13 protein-coding genes and 1 other RNA gene are annotated in these 16,328 nt (G+C 52.8%); 3 read left to right on the top strand and 11 right to left on the bottom strand.

What is annotated here, in order from left to right; genetic code table 11:
- Positions 1 to 252: 252 nt before the first annotated feature.
- From AC0QH1_RS03155 to AC0QH1_RS03130, 6 genes are all read right to left on the bottom strand, one after another.
- A complete protein-coding gene (locus AC0QH1_RS03155; RefSeq protein ID WP_324629374.1) occupies positions 253 to 1,401 on the bottom strand; it encodes a pyridoxal-phosphate-dependent aminotransferase family protein in 1,149 nt (382 codons plus the stop codon).
- Positions 1,402 to 1,549: 148 nt separating this feature from the next.
- On the bottom strand, positions 1,550 to 1,834 hold the full coding sequence (locus AC0QH1_RS03150) for a DUF5340 domain-containing protein (RefSeq protein ID WP_324629373.1): 285 nt from the start codon (positions 1,832 to 1,834) through the stop codon (positions 1,550 to 1,552).
- Between the two features lie 266 nt (positions 1,835 to 2,100).
- Positions 2,101 to 2,991: an indole-3-glycerol phosphate synthase TrpC gene (gene trpC / locus AC0QH1_RS03145; protein ID WP_324629371.1), complete on the bottom strand. Its 891-nt coding sequence runs from the start codon at positions 2,989 to 2,991 to the stop codon at positions 2,101 to 2,103.
- Between the two features lie 134 nt (positions 2,992 to 3,125).
- A complete protein-coding gene (gene lpdA / locus AC0QH1_RS03140; RefSeq protein ID WP_324629370.1) occupies positions 3,126 to 4,556 on the bottom strand; it encodes a dihydrolipoyl dehydrogenase in 1,431 nt (476 codons plus the stop codon).
- A 259-nt stretch (positions 4,557 to 4,815) separates the two neighbouring features.
- Positions 4,816 to 6,168, bottom strand: coding sequence for a dihydroorotase (locus AC0QH1_RS03135; protein WP_324629377.1), 1,353 nt, complete (start codon positions 6,166 to 6,168; stop codon positions 4,816 to 4,818).
- A gap of 86 nt (positions 6,169 to 6,254) precedes the next feature.
- Entirely contained in the window at positions 6,255 to 7,610 is a 1,356-nt protein-coding gene (locus AC0QH1_RS03130; protein ID WP_324629375.1) for a histidine phosphatase family protein, read from the bottom strand.
- A gap of 242 nt (positions 7,611 to 7,852) precedes the next feature.
- Between AC0QH1_RS03130 and AC0QH1_RS03125 the strand changes: the two genes are divergently transcribed.
- The 3 genes from AC0QH1_RS03125 to AC0QH1_RS03115 all read left to right on the top strand — a co-directional run bounded on the left by AC0QH1_RS03125 (position 7,853) and on the right by AC0QH1_RS03115 (position 12,941).
- Positions 7,853 to 9,436: a CPBP family intramembrane glutamic endopeptidase gene (locus AC0QH1_RS03125; RefSeq protein ID WP_324629368.1), complete on the top strand. Its 1,584-nt coding sequence runs from the start codon at positions 7,853 to 7,855 to the stop codon at positions 9,434 to 9,436.
- 391 nt (positions 9,437 to 9,827) lie between these two features.
- Entirely contained in the window at positions 9,828 to 10,229 is a 402-nt protein-coding gene (locus AC0QH1_RS03120) for a DUF2127 domain-containing protein (RefSeq protein WP_324629366.1), read from the top strand.
- Between the two features lie 321 nt (positions 10,230 to 10,550).
- Positions 10,551 to 12,941 carry a heavy metal translocating P-type ATPase gene (locus tag AC0QH1_RS03115; RefSeq protein ID WP_324629365.1) on the top strand — a complete coding sequence of 797 codons (2,391 nt, stop codon included), beginning with the start codon at positions 10,551 to 10,553 and terminating at the stop codon, positions 12,939 to 12,941.
- Between the two features lie 91 nt (positions 12,942 to 13,032).
- Here AC0QH1_RS03115 and AC0QH1_RS03110 read toward each other — a convergent pair whose 3' ends face one another.
- The 5 genes from AC0QH1_RS03110 to AC0QH1_RS03090 all read right to left on the bottom strand — a co-directional run bounded on the left by AC0QH1_RS03110 (position 13,033) and on the right by AC0QH1_RS03090 (position 16,241).
- Positions 13,033 to 13,380: a hypothetical protein gene (locus tag AC0QH1_RS03110; RefSeq protein ID WP_324629364.1), complete on the bottom strand. Its 348-nt coding sequence runs from the start codon at positions 13,378 to 13,380 to the stop codon at positions 13,033 to 13,035.
- 385 nt (positions 13,381 to 13,765) lie between these two features.
- Positions 13,766 to 13,979: non-coding RNA, 6S RNA (gene ssrS / locus AC0QH1_RS03105), on the bottom strand.
- Positions 13,980 to 14,036: 57 nt separating this feature from the next.
- On the bottom strand, positions 14,037 to 15,239 hold the full coding sequence (locus tag AC0QH1_RS03100; protein WP_324629363.1) for a 5-(carboxyamino)imidazole ribonucleotide synthase: 1,203 nt from the start codon (positions 15,237 to 15,239) through the stop codon (positions 14,037 to 14,039).
- A gap of 200 nt (positions 15,240 to 15,439) precedes the next feature.
- A complete protein-coding gene (locus AC0QH1_RS03095) occupies positions 15,440 to 15,625 on the bottom strand; it encodes a hypothetical protein (RefSeq protein WP_324629362.1) in 186 nt (61 codons plus the stop codon).
- A gap of 103 nt (positions 15,626 to 15,728) precedes the next feature.
- Positions 15,729 to 16,241, bottom strand: coding sequence for an adenylate/guanylate cyclase domain-containing protein (locus AC0QH1_RS03090; RefSeq protein WP_324629361.1), 513 nt, complete (start codon positions 16,239 to 16,241; stop codon positions 15,729 to 15,731).
- Between the last annotated feature and the right edge of the window lie 87 nt (positions 16,242 to 16,328).

Below are 16,328 nucleotides of genomic sequence, written 5' to 3'. Positions count from 1 at the left end.
ATAATTTCATTCCAGATTGTGCCATACTCAGAAACTTCCAGCAATTGCTAGATTTTTCCGGGTTAAATGTATCTGTGCGAAATTGCCAGTGGCGCGAACTCGCAAACCGGGGTGGGGACGCGCGAATCCCTGGGATGTCGCGATCGCTAATTCAGGCCATCGGTGCAGTGGTGCATGGAAAGAGGGTTTCTCGACCCATGATTTCCCTGCTTCGTTGTTGCGCCGGCGAAGCGCAACAACGACGTGCAAGCCTTAAGATTCGGCAAACACCTTAGCGGCGGCGGCGACACCGGCACCGGGAGCGAAATTTTCCGCACCAATTTCGCGTAAAGCCACTTCGATCGCCGAAATCGCCGTTAGGATATCGCGATCGCTAACAAAACCCAAGTGACCGATGCGGAAAACCTTGCCTTTCAGTTGATTTTGTCCCCCCGCCAGGGAGATATCGAACTGCTTCTTGACGATCGCCCGAATTTGTTCTGCATCGGAAGATTCCACCGCCGTAATCGACAGTGCAGCGGCATCATCTGGGGCAAACAGCTTCAATCCCAGGGCGCGCACTGCAGCGCGAGTGGCCTCCATTTGCCTGGCGTGGCGGGCGAAGATAGCATCTAACCCTTCCCGACGCATCATTTGCAGAGTCGCCTGCAAGGCAAAGATTAAATTAATCGGTGGCGTAAAGGGGCTGCTACTTTTATCCGTGGCTTTTTTGTACTTTGCCAAATCCAGATAATATTTGGGCAGAGTTGCCGTTTTGTAGGCTTCCCAAGCTTTCGGACCGACGGCGACAAATCCCAAACCCGGAGGCACCATATAGCCTTTTTGGGAACCCGAGGCGATCGCATCGATGCCCCATTCGTCCATCGGTACCGACAGCGCCCCCAAACTGGTGACCGCATCCACCAGAATCAGCGCTTTTCCGTGAGCTTTCACGTGACGATTGATCGTCTCGAGGTCATTGAGAACCCCGGTCGAGGTTTCGCTGTGGGTGACGATCGCCGCTTTAATATCTTTATTGGTATCCGCCTCGAGTTTTTCCCGGAACTGTTCCGGATCCAGAGGTTGGCCCCATTCAGCGGTAATCCGTTCCACATTCAGGTTATAGGCTTCAGCCACTTCTGCCCAGCGATCGCCGAACTTGCCGTTACAGCCGACCACCACGCGATCGCCAGCGCTGAGGAAATTAATAATCGCCGCTTCCATCGCCGCCGTTCCCGATCCGGCGAGCATGACCACATCATGTTGCGTTTGGTGCAGCCATTTGAGGTTTTCCGTCACTTCCGCGATCGTGCCCTCAAACTCCTTACTGCGGTGACCGATGGGATGCTTTGCCAAAGCGAGCAATGCTTGTTCTGGCACCGGCGTCGGGCCAGGAATCATTAGCATCAGCTTGTCGTCCATTTAATCTATCCTCATGCATAAAAAACTTGTGAGGAGTCCGTACAGATGCCCCATCAATGGCTGCGTACCACAAGCCAGAGTGCAGTTGTCGAACGATCCTTCACCAGAATATTAAATTTTATCACTTGACGCCTATTGCACCAAGCCTTTAAACCCCGGGGTCTTCACCGCGCGAGGGGGCATTCCACGACGAGGGAAATTTTGGCTGGGACACCTCATTCAGGGACCAGCGGTGTTCTACCGGTAAATTGTCGAGCTGACAATGGGTTTCCAGTTGTCGTTGTTGGCTTTGGGCTTTGCGAAGCGTAATAATAAGCTGTTGTACTTGCTCTCGCTGAGCCGGATGCTCGTCGAGGGCGTACTGGGTTCGTCGCTCCAACATTTGCAGCAGCAGTTCGTAGTGGATTGGGGAAGGAAGAGGAATAGGCTCCATAAATGCCGCTTTATCTCTAAGATGCGAATGCCCAATCCTAAATGAATCAGACATATTTAACCTTTATCTTACCTTAATCCGCTACATTCTCTCGGCATTTTCCCACCCCAGCAACACCCGGATTGGGTTTAAACCCCCGCCGGATCTAAACCCATGAACCGATCGCATTTGCAGTGAGTTTCGCGTTTGCAGTGGGTTAAAACCCACTTAAGCTATTAGCCGGGGACTTAAGTCCCCGGCGGCGGTTATCTCCCACGCTACAGGGGTTAAATCTCCTGCAACAGGGAGGCGATCGCAAATCCGGGATCCGGCTCTTTCATAAACGCTTCGCCGATGAGAACCGCATCTGCACCGGCGTCGCGAACCCGTTTCAGGTCAACGGCGGTGTGCAATCCCGATTCGCTGACGACTCGGATATTTTTCCCTTGTAAGGTGTCGCGGCGATCGCCCAGTAATTCGCAGGTGGTTTGCAAATCCACAGAGAAATCTTCTAAATTGCGATTGTTGATGCCGATTAGGGTTGCGCCCTCCAGAGCGATCGCCCGATCGAGTTCTTCTCGGGTATGCACTTCAATTAAGGGCGTCACTCCCAATGTATTGGCAATTTTGATAAAATACTGCAAATCCTTATCCGAGAGAACCGCAGCAATCAGCAAAATTGCATCGGCACCCTTGATGCGCGCCAGATAAATTTGATAGGGATAAATGATGAAATCTTTACATAATAAAGGTAACTCAACGGCGGCACGGACTTTTTCCAGGTAATCAAAACTGCCTTGAAAGAATTCTTTATCGGTAAGGACGGAAAGGCAACTCGCGCCTCCTTGCTGATAGGCTTTGGCGATTGCTTCCGGGTCGAAATCTTCGCGAATTACCCCTTTGGAGGGAGAGGCTTTTTTGATTTCCGCGATCGCCCCCGGTTTTTTCGGACTGGCTAATAACGCCCCGATAAAGTCGCGGGTTGCCGGTGCGCGTTGCAATTGCTTTTGCAGCTCGATCAGCGGCAAGCGATCGCGCATTTGCTGCACTTCTTCTTCTTTGTGCCAGACAATTTTTTCGAGAATATTTTGCGGTTCGCTACCGGGTAAATGCACCTGATAGCGCATGGACTGTACGGCAACGGCTGGGTTTGGAGGACGGCGGCGGATGTTTGGCATGGAATCAAACTCGGGGGTCAACGACAGCAAATTTTACTTGGTTTTCTTAGCATAATACATCATGATAAATGCGAGAAAAAGACCCCACCCTTTGAGGGTGCGGGGCTTTTTCTCTAGATTTTTGCCCGATTCAATTACACTGTGGCAGCGCGTTTGTAGGCTTCGTCAAGCACTTCAGAAAGCGTCGGGTGAGTGTGAACGCTAAAGGCCAACTCGTTCACTGATTGACGATTGGCAATGGCATTTGCCGCTTCTTGAATCAAATCGGCGGCATGATAGCCGAGGATATGAACCCCGAGGATTTCGCCATTATCTTTGCGGTAAATCACTTTAGCAATGCCATCGGTTTCGCCTTCAGCGATCGCCTTAGAATTGCCTTTAAAATAGGTCCGAACCGAAGCCACTTCAAAGCCTTCTGATTCCCCGAGTTCTTTAGCAGCCGGTTCGGTTAAGCCGACAAAACTAATTTCGGGATGGGTAAACGCAGCGGCGGGGATACTGCGATAATCCACCGTGCGATCGCGCCCGCAAATATTTTCCACCGCTACAATCCCTTGTGCGGATGCGGCGTGGGCTAACATCATTTTGCCCATTGCATCGCCGATCGCCCAAACGTGGGGTACCGGTTCTAGGTTGGCTAACAATTGCAAGCGATCGTTCACCTGCAAGAAACCGCGCCGATCGGTTTCGGAACCCACCCTATCTAAACCGAGGTTTTTCGTCGCCGGAATCCGCCCCGTCGCCACCAAACAGGCATCGACTTCGAGCACTTCCACCACTTCTTTGGTTTTCGGATCTGCCAATTCGATAATCACCGGAGAACCCGGGGTGACTTTTTGCGCCAACAGACCCACTTTGGTTTCGATATCGCGCGGGGAAATCAGCGATCGCTGGGCCAGTTTGGCAATATCCGGGTCAAAGGTAGGCATCAAGCGATCCAAGGCTTCGATCATGGTAATTTCGCACCCGAGGGCGGTGTAAATATCGGCAAATTCCAACCCGATATAACCGCTACCGATAATGGCAATCCATTGGGGCAACCATTCTAATTTCAGGGCGCGATCGCTGGTGAATACCGTCTTATCGTCGATTTCGATACCGGAAGGCACCCAAGGCACGGATCCGGGGGCTAGAATAATATCTTTGGCGGTGATGGTTTTCTCGCCCTCGCTGGTTTCCACCACCACTTTTTGATTGCCCGCCAACTTGCCCCATCCGTTCAATACATCTACTTTGAGGCGTTTGAGGCTATTGGTCAAGTCGCCGCGCAGTTTAGAGACGGTTTTATCGGCGTGGTCCGCAATGGTTTGGCGATCGAACGACACATCCCCCAATTGAATTCCAAGGGTTTTTAAATGGTGAGTATCGCGCAATTCTCGCACTCGCCCAGATGCCGCCAGCAGCGCTTTCGAGGGAATGCAACCGCGATTGACGCAGGTGCCCCCCATGTCGGATGCTTCGATAATGGCAGTTTTTAGTCCGCAGTTAACGGCGTGCAATGCGGCCCCATGTCCGCCGACTCCCGCACCGATGATGACTAAATCGTAATCAAATCCTTCACTCACAATCCTTTCTCCTCTTACTCTGTTTTTATTGTTCAATGAAACCGGATTTCTCGCAATCCCTTTCTCTTCTTCTCGGTGCTTTTTCTTCTGGCTTTCTCGTTGGGAATGCCTCGGCTGAGGTTCTGCCTCCCCTCAACCCTTGCCCCAATTTTCTCTAATAGTTCTCCTGTTCTCTTTTCTTTTTCGCGTTTTTTTCGCGTTTCCAGTATCAGTCTGGGAAGGAGTTAGGGAGTTCATTAATGTTAATTTTTTCCTCCATTTAAGAAACCTGCATTACCTTGGATTCCATCGTTCCCGGGCACCAAGTTTGCAAGACGCGACCGACAATTTCGCGTCCGAACCAGGGAGTATTCGTGGCGAGGGATTGGAGATTTCCCGGTTTCAAGGACCATCCTTGTAAGGGGTCGAACAGGAGCATTTCTGCCGAGTTGCCCGGAGAGAGAGAAGGGGGAGTTTGCTGTAGGCAAATGGCGGGGTTTGTACTTAAGGCGCGCCATAGTTCCAAAGCGGATAATTTACCGGATTCAACTAAATTTTGCCATAACAAAGGCAGAGCGAATTCGAGACCGATCGCCCCAGGAGGTGCTTGGGCGAACGCCACGGTTTTTTCTTCATAGGTGTAGGGGGTATGGTCGATCGCGATCGCATCGATTGCCCCATCGCGCACTCCTTGAATCAACGCCTGTTGGTCTTCCGGATTGCCCAATGGCGGTGCGAGATGAAAACTCGGATCGTAGGGAATAAAATCTGCCGTACCGCCAATACTCTCGGTATTGAGCAGCAAATGCATCCAAGTGGTACTGGCGGTAATGGGATATCCGCGCGATTTAGCCTCGCGAATCAGGTCCACACTGCGCCTGGTTGAAACCCGCATCAGATGAACCGGGGTAGAGATCGCGCCGACGAGTTCCAGAATTGCCGCGATCGCCGCCGTTTCGGAATACCCGGGATTTCCGGGCAAACCCAAGCGAATCGAGGCATTTCCTTCTCGGGCCACCCCTACGCCTGCCAATTGACGGGAACAGGGCCACAAAGCGATCGGCAGGTTTAACGGTTGCAAGTATTCCAAAATCCGCCGCAACAGGGTCAAATTTTCCAGGGGATAACCATCAGCAAACCCTACCACGGGGGCGATCGCCAGATCTGCCACCTCGGTCATCTGTTCTCCTTGCACCCCCAGGGTCAGGGCACCCCAGAACTGTAGCTTTGGCAACCCATAGGGCGGCGTAGTGGGCGGCGCAAGCAACTGACGCTTGCGAATCACTTCTTCTGCTTTGTGCTGCAACAGAGACAATCCCGCCCGGTTATCCACTGGTGGGGTAGTATCGGGCAGAATAGCGATCCGGGTAAATCCACCCGCCCCCCCGGCTTCCATCAGAGAAAGCAGGGTTTCGCGCTCTTCAAATCCCGGTTCCCCGCTATGACTGTACAGATCCACCAATCCCGGACCTAATACCAATCCCTGACCCTGGCGCACCTGCGCCTCCTCGGGACAATCAGAGATTTCCGGGGCAATTTGCGCGATCGTGCCATCGGCGACGAACACATCCGCCGTTTCATTGCGACCCGATACCGGATCGAGAACCCGAACTTTTTGCAGTAATGTACTCACAGACTCGGTGTTAAAACGCTCAACTGACAAGACTTGAATCGGGCGATCGCGGGCCACCCTGCCACCCTGAAACACCCTGGAGGCGGTTATAATGCCCCCGCCGCTGTGGTATCCAAAACGCTACCGAAGTGGGTGGTAATATTGCTCGCCGACAGCACCGGCGGACCGTCTGGGCCATTGGGATAATCGATCGTCGTTATCGCGCCATTCCCTTGCTTAAAGCACCAGAAATACGCCGGTCCGAGGCCGAACAGATGGCACAAAATCGCCTTATTAATCGCATCGTGACCCACCACCATGCCGGTACTTCCCCCTGGGGCAGAGGCCACAATTTCCCGCCACGCGGCGATGCAGCGGTCCCACACCTGTTGCAAATTCTCCCCTTCCGGCATTTGCACGGTTTCTGGGGCTTCTTTCCACTCTTTTAACATCCCCGGGAATTCCCGTTCGATATCCGACTCAAACTTGCCTTCCCACAATCCGTGACTGATTTCTCGCAGTCCGTCGTGCAGTTTGAGTTCCACATGGGGATGATGTTGTAGAATTATTTCGCCAGTTTCTTTCGGGCGCAACATGGAACTGCTGACGGCAAAATCTATCTGCACGTCTTTGAGATATTCTGCGGCTTTCGCCGATTGCGCTTTCCCATTCTCGTTGAGGGGAACGTCGATTTGTCCTTGAAAGCGCTGCTGTCGGTTCCATTCGGTTTCCCCGTGGCGCACCAAAATCAAACGCGGGCCGCGATGTTCCGGTCTGCGGGTGGGAAGCACTTCTCCCACATGACTGGTGACGTTCATCGATTCTAACTGCACCGGCACTTTGCCTTTTGGCGGTTTGGGGGTGCTGAAGTTGAGGACGCTAATGGCGCAGTTGGACTGCTGAATGGAATGATAGTACGCCGGGGAAATGCCCAAGGCGGTACTGAGCAAACAGCGATTGATGCCGTTATGGGCGACCACGAGGACGGTTCCATCGGGGTGACGGGATAACAGTTCGTCCCAGAATTGACGCGCTTGTTCGTGTTCGGCTAAAACGGGGAAATGTTCGATCGCGCCGCTTTCTCCCTGGAGCATCATGCGAAACTCGTGGGGTCTTTCGTGCCAGCAGCGATAGTCTTCTGGAAATTTCTCCCGCACGTCGTCGCGCCGCTTCCCTGCCCATAAGGGGAGGTCGATTTCCATTAATCGGTCGGTGGGTTGCACTGCTGCAGGTCTGGCGTCCTCGGGTAAGGCTGACCAGATGACTTCTGCGGTTTCGTTGGCCCGTTTCAGAGGACTGCAGTAAATCGCATCCAATCGGATACCGCTGAGGGTCGCCGCCACTTGCTTCGCCGTCACGCGACCCACATCGGTGATGACGGATTCATCCAGGCGACCTTGAATGCGACGCTGTTTATTATAGGTGCTTTGCCCATGTCGGACTAAGATAACGCGAGTGGTCAGGGTTCTATCCTCCAAACGAATATGGTGCGTCCCTCGCCTTTGAAGCCAAGGAGGGCTGGGTCAGGAGCATTTTACCATCAATGGTGCGAGAATTCTGTGGGGGGAGATTGCGTCTCAACTGTTCTGCCCCGCGCCGATGCAGCAGGGGGGTGCAAAGAATGCGGTAAAGTGACAGAGTTATGGGGAAATTGCCCCAACGGGTTGAAGAGTTGCCGTTCACAGGAGGGTGAGGGAGACCTGAAATGGAATTGAAGAAAACAGTTAAACGATTGGTTCTCGGGTTGCTGACGGTGCTGGTGGTGCTGCTGGTGGGCACGTCTTTGGTGCAGAGTTTCAACCAACCTCAGATTCAAAGTCGTCTGGAACTGTATCAAACGAATCTTTTCTTGCGGGGGAGTCAGTATGAACCGGAAGGTCCGCAGGATCCAATGGCAAAAGCAGGGGCGGCTTTGTTGGGGGAGGAACCTTATAAGGGGGCGATCGCCCAATACGAACAAGCGATCGCTTCTACTAAGCAAACTCTGCAGCGCACGCGCGATCGCCTGGACTCTACGGTGGTTGTGGCTCCCCCACAGCCTCAATTCCCTACTCCGCCGCTGGTGGAAGGCTCTCAAGCCACCCGCCAACAACAACAGCAGCTTAACGCCCAAATTGACAAACTGCAATCTTTGCGCGATGAGTTGCGCTTGCAATTGGGCATTCTATCAGCACAGCAAGCTGAAGTGACGCGCGCTCGCCAAATCTGGACGCAGTTCACTGAAGTGCCGAATCCGAATCAACAACCGATCGCGAAAACGGCCCGGGTCTTGTTAGGATTGTGGCAAGATAATCCGCGCGTTCTGCGGGATGCGGATGAACTCATTCAGGCCAATTTAGACGGGTGGTTCCGCGATCGCGCTCTGGAAAAACTCTACCGGGTTCAAAATCGCGATCGCGCTCTGGCACAACTCAGCGCCCGGGAACAACAAATTGCAGAAGAAGCGTTGTTGAAGTTAACTCTGATTAGTGGGCTTCCCGGATTGGGGGTCTTACTTGGGGTGGCACTGTTACTCTTTGTCCTCGCACAACGGGTGCTGAAAGGGAAGGAGTCTCTCTTGGCACAAAATGGCGATCGCGATTGGGACGCGCCTTGGGATTGGGAAATGATTTGGCAAGTGTTTGTGGTCGGCTTTTTCTTTGTCGCCCAAATTCTCGTTCCTTTGCTGATTGCGGCGATCGGGATTAAATCCGCTACTTTGGCAGTGCGCGAGCGGGCTTTCTATATTTTATTCACCTATATCCTCCTGGCAAGCGGTGGCTTAGGGGTGTTGTTTTTCTCGATTAAATCGTTTTTCCCCTTAGGGGAAGAGTGGTTTCGCATCCAGTGGCGCGATAAGTGGTTCCTCTGGGGAATCGGCGGCTATGTGGCGGCGCTTCCCTTGGTGATTTTAGTCTCGTTAATCAACCAACAAATTTGGCAGGGGCGCGGCGGAAGTAACCCCATTCTTCCCATTGCTCTCTCGGGTCAAGATAATGTGGCATTGGTGATATTTTTCATCACCGCCTCGGTGGCGGCTCCCGTTTTTGAGGAAATTATGTTCCGGGGATTTTTGCTGCCGTCTCTCACGCGATATACCTCCGTTTGGGGGGCGATCGCCGCCAGTAGTGCCTTGTTCGCTCTGGCACATTTGAATCTCTCGGAAGTGCTACCTTTGGCTACTTTAGGGGTGGTGTTGGGAGTGGTTTATACGCGATCGCGCAATCTCCTCGCCCCTATCCTCCTCCACAGTCTCTGGAATAGCGGCACTCTCCTGAGTCTGTTTATCCTCGGTAGTGGCACCAATTGACTCCTCCCCAGCAGCATTGACTCGTTCCCCCCCCCGGGGGGAACGACAGTCCAGATGCTCCGCCTCCCCCCCCCAGTAAATATACCTGCATCATTTGCACCCGGGCTTATCTTAAAAAAAGTTGAAGTTTTCCCGGAGTCTGAAGAATCTCGGATAAGTTGGGCGTAACTCGGATGAGACTGCACCCAACTTGGGAGTTATTTATCGGCAGCACAATCTACTGAACTTTTTCAGGTAAAAATTTTCTGGCGGTTGATTGCCCAGGTCGAAACCTTGGCAACTCCATAAAACAGTCGCCTACTTTTTCGCATTTAACCCGGCATTTTATCTACCATTTTTTACGCTAACAAATTTTCCCAAAAAAAACAATCAAACAAGGAGAAAGATACCCATGAATCGTCCCACTGGTGTAACCATTATTGCCATTTTGCAGTTTATTGGCGCTATTTTCACCATTCTCGGTAGCCTATTTGCCCTCATCGGTGGCGGCATCGTGACCACTGTGGGAGTAGGGGGTAGTAGTCCCGAAGCGGCGGCGGCGGGAGGCATCATCATGTTTTTCTCAGTTTTCATGCTGGTTCTGGGGATTATTTCTATCGTTTTGGCCCTTGGTTTGTGGCAACTGAAAGACTGGGCTTGGATGGCAACGTTAGTTCTCCAAGGAATCACAATTGCCATACAAGTTTTACAATTAGTGTTAGGAAAAGCGCCTAATTTTCTCAGTCTTGCCTTTGCAGTGGTGATTGTGATTTACCTGATGCGTCCCGAGGTCAAACAGGCATTTGGCAGGTAGGGAATGCCGACTTTTTGAAGGCGAATGCTTGCCAAAAATCGAAGGAGTTTGAGGAGGAGAAGGGCGATTCGCGGGGAAAATCCAATTTCCCAAACCCGCAAGACTCACAACTAACTGGGGATGGGCGAAGCAGATTGAGGCAATTTGCCGTTAACTCATCGAAATATAGCGGGTGGGTTCGATTCTACAGATTGGGTGCGTAACTCCTGGGTTTTTTACCGCCACATTGCCTACACTACAATGAATGACAGACGCCTAGAGCGGTAAGATTGCCTGCAATTTTTCTCGCCTAGGTTGCCGTTTTACAATCTTTCTTTGCCTATGCAAGTGTCATCAAAAACCACAATCGTCAGCGCTGAACCAGCGATCGCCAGCATCACCCTGGATGTGGGCGGTATGAAATGTGCGGGTTGCGTCAAAGCAGTGGAACGACAACTGACCCAACAACCCGGAGTCTTGGCGGCGCGGGTGAATCTCGCCACGGAAGTCGCCGCCGTGGAATACGAACCGGAAAACATCGCACCGGCACAACTGGCAGAAAAGCTCACCGCCGCCGGATTTCCCACAGAAGCGCGATCGCTGCAAAGCGGAGAAGACCCCTTCCGCAAACAGCGCGATCGCCAGCGCCAAGAAATCCGCCAGCAGATTTGGCGTCTCGCCATTGCCGCTATCTTAATCCTGCTCTCGGGAGTCGGACATTTGGGCAACCTGGGCATCTTGAGCCAAATCGAGTTCCACTGGGCGTTAGCCACCATTGCCCTCCTCGTTCCCGCCCGTTCGATTTTAATCGATGGTTGGCGCGGGTTATGGCATGGGGCACCGAATATGAACACCCTGGTGGGATTGGGTTCTGTGAGTGCCTATCTCGCTAGCTGCGTGGCGCTGCTGTTTCCCGAACTCGGGTGGGAATGCTTCTTCGACGAACCGGTGATGCTGCTGGGGTTTATCCTCCTGGGCCGCACTCTGGAACAACTGGCGCGCCAACGCGCTGCAGCGTCTTTACAAGCGTTGGTTGCCCTCAAACCCGCCACGGCGCATGTGTTGCCCAATTCCCTGGAGGAAGACAACGCCGCCCATCACCCGCCGATTGACATTCCCTGCGATCGCGTCAAAGTGGGGGAACATTTGCAGGTGCTTCCTGGGGAAAAAATCCCGGTGGATGGGGAACTCGTCACCGGTACCACGACGGTGGATGAGTCGATGCTCACCGGGGAGGCGATCGCGATCGCCAAACAACCAGGGGATACCCTGACGGGGGGCACCTTGAATCAATCGGGGGCGATCGCCATGCGCGCCACCCGCACCGGATCCGATACCACCCTGGCGCATATCATTGCCTTAGTGGAAGAGGCACAAACCCGCAAAGCGCCGGTGCAACAGTTGGCGGATACGGTAGCGGGCTATTTTACCTATGGGGTCATTACCATTGCGACCCTGACGTTCCTGTTTTGGTACTTCGCCGGTACGCAAATTTGGCCGCAAGTGCTTCTCCCCGGGATGCATCTGGGGGCGACACCGTTACATGGGATGGCGCAAGGGAATTCGCCGATATTGCTGAGTTTGAAATTGGCGATCGCGGTGTTAGTGATTGCCTGTCCCTGTTCCCTCGGTTTGGCAACTCCTACGGCGCTGTTGGTAGGCACCGGCTTGGGGGCGCAAAAGGGTCTGCTGATTCGCGGTGGCGATATCCTGGAACGTGTGGCGCAACTCGATACGGTGATTTTTGATAAAACCGGTACCCTGACTACGGGACATCCGCAAGTCACCGATTGCATCTCGGCGGTGGATTCGGGTGTGGATTCGGGTTCGGACTCTTCCTTGCTGCAAATTGCCGCTACGGTGGAAACCGGGGCGAAACATCCCCTGGCGGAAGCAATTGTCCGCGCCGCGCAGGAAAGTGGGGTGGAGTTGCTTGCGGGAGAGGCGTTTCATACCGCACCGGGATTGGGGGTTTCGGCGGTGGTGGATGGCGCTATGGTGGCGATCGGCACTGAAAAATGGATGGCGCAGCATGGAGTAACGCTCTCGCCGGATTGGATATCGCGCGGGATGGACCTGGCGCAGTCGGGCAAAACCTTGGTTTATGTGGCGCGGGAGAAGGAGTTGCTCGGATTAATTGCGGCGCGCGATCGCTTGCGCGAGGATGCGAAAGCGACGGTTAACCACTGTCGGGAAATGGGGTTGCGCGTGATGCTGGTGACGGGCGATCGCGCTGATGTGGCAAGGGCGATCGGGGAATCCCTGGGCCTGTCTGAGGCGGATGTGTTCTCTCAGGTTCTCCCTGCAGGAAAAGCAGAGGCAATTGCTCAGTTACAAGCGCGAGGACAGCGCGTGGCAATGGTGGGGGATGGGATTAATGATGCCCCCGCCCTCGCCCAAGCAAATGTGGGGATGAGTCTGCATGGGGGCACCGATGTGGCGGTGGAAACGGCGGGAATTGTCTTGATGCGCGATTCTCTGATGGATGTGGTGCAGGCGATCGCTCTGAGTCGCGCCACGTTTCGCAAAATTCGCCAAAACCTATTCTGGGCGTTTGCTTACAATACTTTGGGCATCCCGGTGGCGGCGGGCCTGTTGCTCCCAGTGTGGGGCGTGATTCTCAACCCCGCAGCGGCGGGCGCTTTGATGGCGTTTAGTTCGGTGAGTGTAGTCACCAATTCCCTACTGTTGCGCCGTCATCGCTTTGCCAGTCTGAAAAGTCCCGCACCCTAACACCACCCTCACGGGTAGGGTGGGCAACTCGTTGCCCACCCTCCAGTTTTAACTCAATTCTTAACTTCTTATTTCTTAATTCTGAATCTTTCTAGCTGACAGCGGTTTCGAGCAATTGCCAATATCGATTTTCCGCGATCGCTTCCGATAAAAAGTCGAACACTTGCCGACAGTGGTTCTCAAAATGCAGGGGCAATTCTTCGTTTTTCATCACCAAATTCATCCGCACTTCATCTTCCACGTTAGCGGGTTTGTCGATTAAAAATTCAACGGTGACTAATTTGCCAAACGGAATTTGTCCGGGGACTTCTCGTGCCATGATATAGTCTCCCGTATCGTATATAATATCCAGATTGCAAGCCTCTATTAATTCCAGCAGCAATGGCCGGAAATCTTCTAGAGGCACGGCGACGATAAATAAGCCTGTGTAGCGAGCCATAGACAATTAGGGACGAGCGACAAAATGATTTTCTCATCATACCGAACAACCAAGGGTTATTCGGGATTGCAATGAATCTTGAAACGGTGGCGCAGCAGTCCCCTGCTTCGCCTCAGTCGGCTTTCTCAATTGGTTCTCGTTGCACCGAGAGGCTTATCTCCCGCCGCATTAAGTTCAGTTTAGCTCCTAGGGGCTAAATTTTAAAAGCCGGATTGCGTGATTCTACGGAGATGTTAAATGCTTTTTTCGATTTGGTCAACCCCTCCGGGGAATTTTCTCAGGAAACCCTGAAGCCGGCGGAAGTTAACGGAATTGAAGCGGCAATTTTCCAGGGGCGATCGCGGCAGTTTTGCAGAAAAACCGGAAAAACAAATCGGGGAATTTTAGGTTCCCCGCAACGCCGTTTTACCTCAGTTTTTGACCTGGAAAATCCAGGTGGGCACCGTGGCCTTAGCTTTAAGTTTCCGGGTTCCCGCACCTACGTCACTCAACGTGCTTCGGTACGAGCCGGTCTACTGCCACTAGACTCTACGGTTCCCTTATATAACAAGGCATAGATCACAAAACAATATTGGCAGTCACCAACGTTGCAGTGGAACCAATTTCTATTGTAATCGCTTTAGCTCAAATGACAAGGGGGTAGGCGAAATTTTTTCTCAATTCGCGGCGGAATACCAGATTTTTTCCAGGGTCTGCGCCTTGGCTAATCCCTCTTCGTACAAGCTTTTCCCGGATTTTCCCTCCAGGATGGCGGTGACGTGCCCTAATTTGCGCCCCACACGCGATTCGGTTTTGCCATACCAGTAAACCTGGGCGTTGGGTACCTGGGCCATCTGCTGGCGTTGGGCGCGATAATCGTCCTGGGAATGCTCGAACCCGAGTAAATTGACCATCACGGCACCTGCGGCGATAAAATTGGGGTCGCCTAAGGGCAAGTCGCAAACGGCGCGCAGGTGCATCTCGAATTGCGAGGTGTGGCACGCATCAATGGTCAAATGCCCGGAGTTGTGGGTGCGCGGGGCGATTTCGTTCACTAAGACTTTGCCCTCGGCGCTGAGAAATAGTTCGATCCCGAAGATGCCTACTGCATCCAAGCTTTCTAGCAGTTTGCGGGCGATCGCGTTAATTTCTGCCCCTACCTGCGGATCCAACTGCGCGGGGGCGAGCACTCGGCGACAGACTTGCTGTTCCTGTTGCGTCTCGACAATGGGATAAATGGCAATTTCTCCGCTTGGGTTGCGCGCCGCCATCACCGCCAATTCTCGCTCAAAAGGCACGAATTCTTCCAGCAATACCGTGGGGCGTCCCCAGCGATCCCAGGTGGCTTCATGGGTCTCGCGATCGCGCAAAATTACTGTCCCTTGCCCATCATATCCGTGACGCCGCGCTTTCATCACCACCGGCCAGTTTTGCAGCAGGGCCGTGGTTTCCTCCCGAGGATGAGACCCGATAAGCTGGGGTTCCCTCGCTTCCCCGCCCCACTCCATAAATTCGGGAACCGGTAAGCCAATCTCGCGCAAGTAACGCCGCTGGTGGTACTTATCTAACAATGGCTTCAATACCGACAACCGAGGGCGAAAGCAGACGCCCTGCTTTTCTAGTTCTAATAATGCCTCGAGGTTGACAAATTCGTTCTCAAAGGTAATCGCATCGCACTCTTTTGCCAGTTGGCGGGTGGCTTCTACATCGTCGATCGCCCCCAATATCAACGCCGCCGCTTTATCCGCCGCCGGATCCGTTGCGTTTGGGGTTTGGATCGCCAATTCAATTCCTAGCTTATCGGCGGCGCTTGCCATCATCCATGCTAACTGTCCGCCGCCTATTACACCCACCCGCTTTATTGTCTTCGTTCGCTCCATGAGTTTCTTGCTCTCGATTTTACGGGGATCGGCGATCGCCTACGATTGAGTAGGTCGTCAAAATCAGCACGCACGGGCGCTCTGAGTGAAGGGTTTTAGGTCGGCAGTAAACACCCGACGCACGCTTTTTTATAACCGCTTTCTCCCCAATTGTTTATTCTACCATACCATTAAAATTATTCTTGCAATGTTTCGGATTGTTAAGGAATTCTCACCGAGGATTTGGGGTCAGCGCTACTTTTCTCTTGTCCGAAGCCATTTTGCTGCCTAAACCGATAGGCATATTCCTCATCATTGGCTAGGGAAACAAGTGAAATAAACTGCAAAAATGGCGGTCGGTGCGATCGCCATTTTTGCAGCACAATCCAATCTTGGATAAGAAGCACCCTGGAAAGGATCCGAACTGACTGCCATAATTGTAACAGGAAATTTATCTCGGGGGGAGTTAATTTAAAAGCGATCGCAGAATTTTTTTGAATTATCCGGCGGCTATTTTGCCCCAGGGTGCTGACAGCGTTGCCAATAAATCTGCGCCACGCGATCGCCGGGATTTTGACGCAAGCATTCTGCAAATCGTTGTGCGGCTTCCCCATAGTTTTGCTGGTTAAATAAAGATAACCCGGTGGCAAACATATCTAACGTCGCCTGTTTCGCGTCGCGCAAGTGCGGCAAATCTCCATCGCAGACTTCATATACCGTAACCCGTTGCGATTTTCCCTTGACTTGCACCGTATCGATTTGGCGAATAATATAGCGATCGCGATTTTCTAAGCGCAAGAATGTTTGGTGGGAAATCAATAAAGCCACCCCATAGTTTTTCGTCAATCCTTCCAAGCGCGAGGCTAAATTTACCGCATCGCTAATCACCGTACTATTCATCCGGTTATATCCGCCCACGGTCCCCAGCATTAAAGTTCCGGTATTGATGCCGATCCCGATTTGAATCGGTTCGTAGTGACAATTTGCCCGATGTTGGTTGTATTCTCGCAGTCGGTTTAACATTTCAATTCCCGCTACCACCGCATCATATCATATCCGGTGAAATAGCCGTAAAAAGAATAAGTCCACGAAGGTGGACTTTGCCTGTGT

It is taken from the genome of Phormidium sp. CCY1219 (genome assembly GCF_055795085.1).
Note: the sequence above shows the minus strand (reverse complement) of the source record. Positions and strands in the feature narration are given on the sequence as shown.

Bases quoted from the DNA above. Each gene is read 5' to 3' on its own strand.
- AC0QH1_RS03155 (WP_324629374.1), bottom strand. From the start codon at position 1,401: ATGGACGACAAGCTGATGCTAATGATTCCTGGCCCGACGCCGGTGCCA.
- AC0QH1_RS03150 (WP_324629373.1), bottom strand. From the start codon at position 1,834: ATGGAGCCTATTCCTCTTCCTTCCCCAATCCACTACGAACTGCTGCTG.
- trpC (WP_324629371.1), bottom strand. From the start codon at position 2,991: ATGCCAAACATCCGCCGCCGTCCTCCAAACCCAGCCGTTGCCGTACAG.
- AC0QH1_RS03125 (WP_324629368.1), top strand. From the start codon at position 7,853: ATGGAATTGAAGAAAACAGTTAAACGATTGGTTCTCGGGTTGCTGACG.
- AC0QH1_RS03120 (WP_324629366.1), top strand. From the start codon at position 9,828: ATGAATCGTCCCACTGGTGTAACCATTATTGCCATTTTGCAGTTTATT.
- AC0QH1_RS03115 (WP_324629365.1), top strand. From the start codon at position 10,551: ATGCAAGTGTCATCAAAAACCACAATCGTCAGCGCTGAACCAGCGATC.
- AC0QH1_RS03110 (WP_324629364.1), bottom strand. From the start codon at position 13,380: ATGGCTCGCTACACAGGCTTATTTATCGTCGCCGTGCCTCTAGAAGAT.
- AC0QH1_RS03100 (WP_324629363.1), bottom strand. From the start codon at position 15,239: ATGGAGCGAACGAAGACAATAAAGCGGGTGGGTGTAATAGGCGGCGGA.
- AC0QH1_RS03090 (WP_324629361.1), bottom strand. From the start codon at position 16,241: ATGTTAAACCGACTGCGAGAATACAACCAACATCGGGCAAATTGTCAC.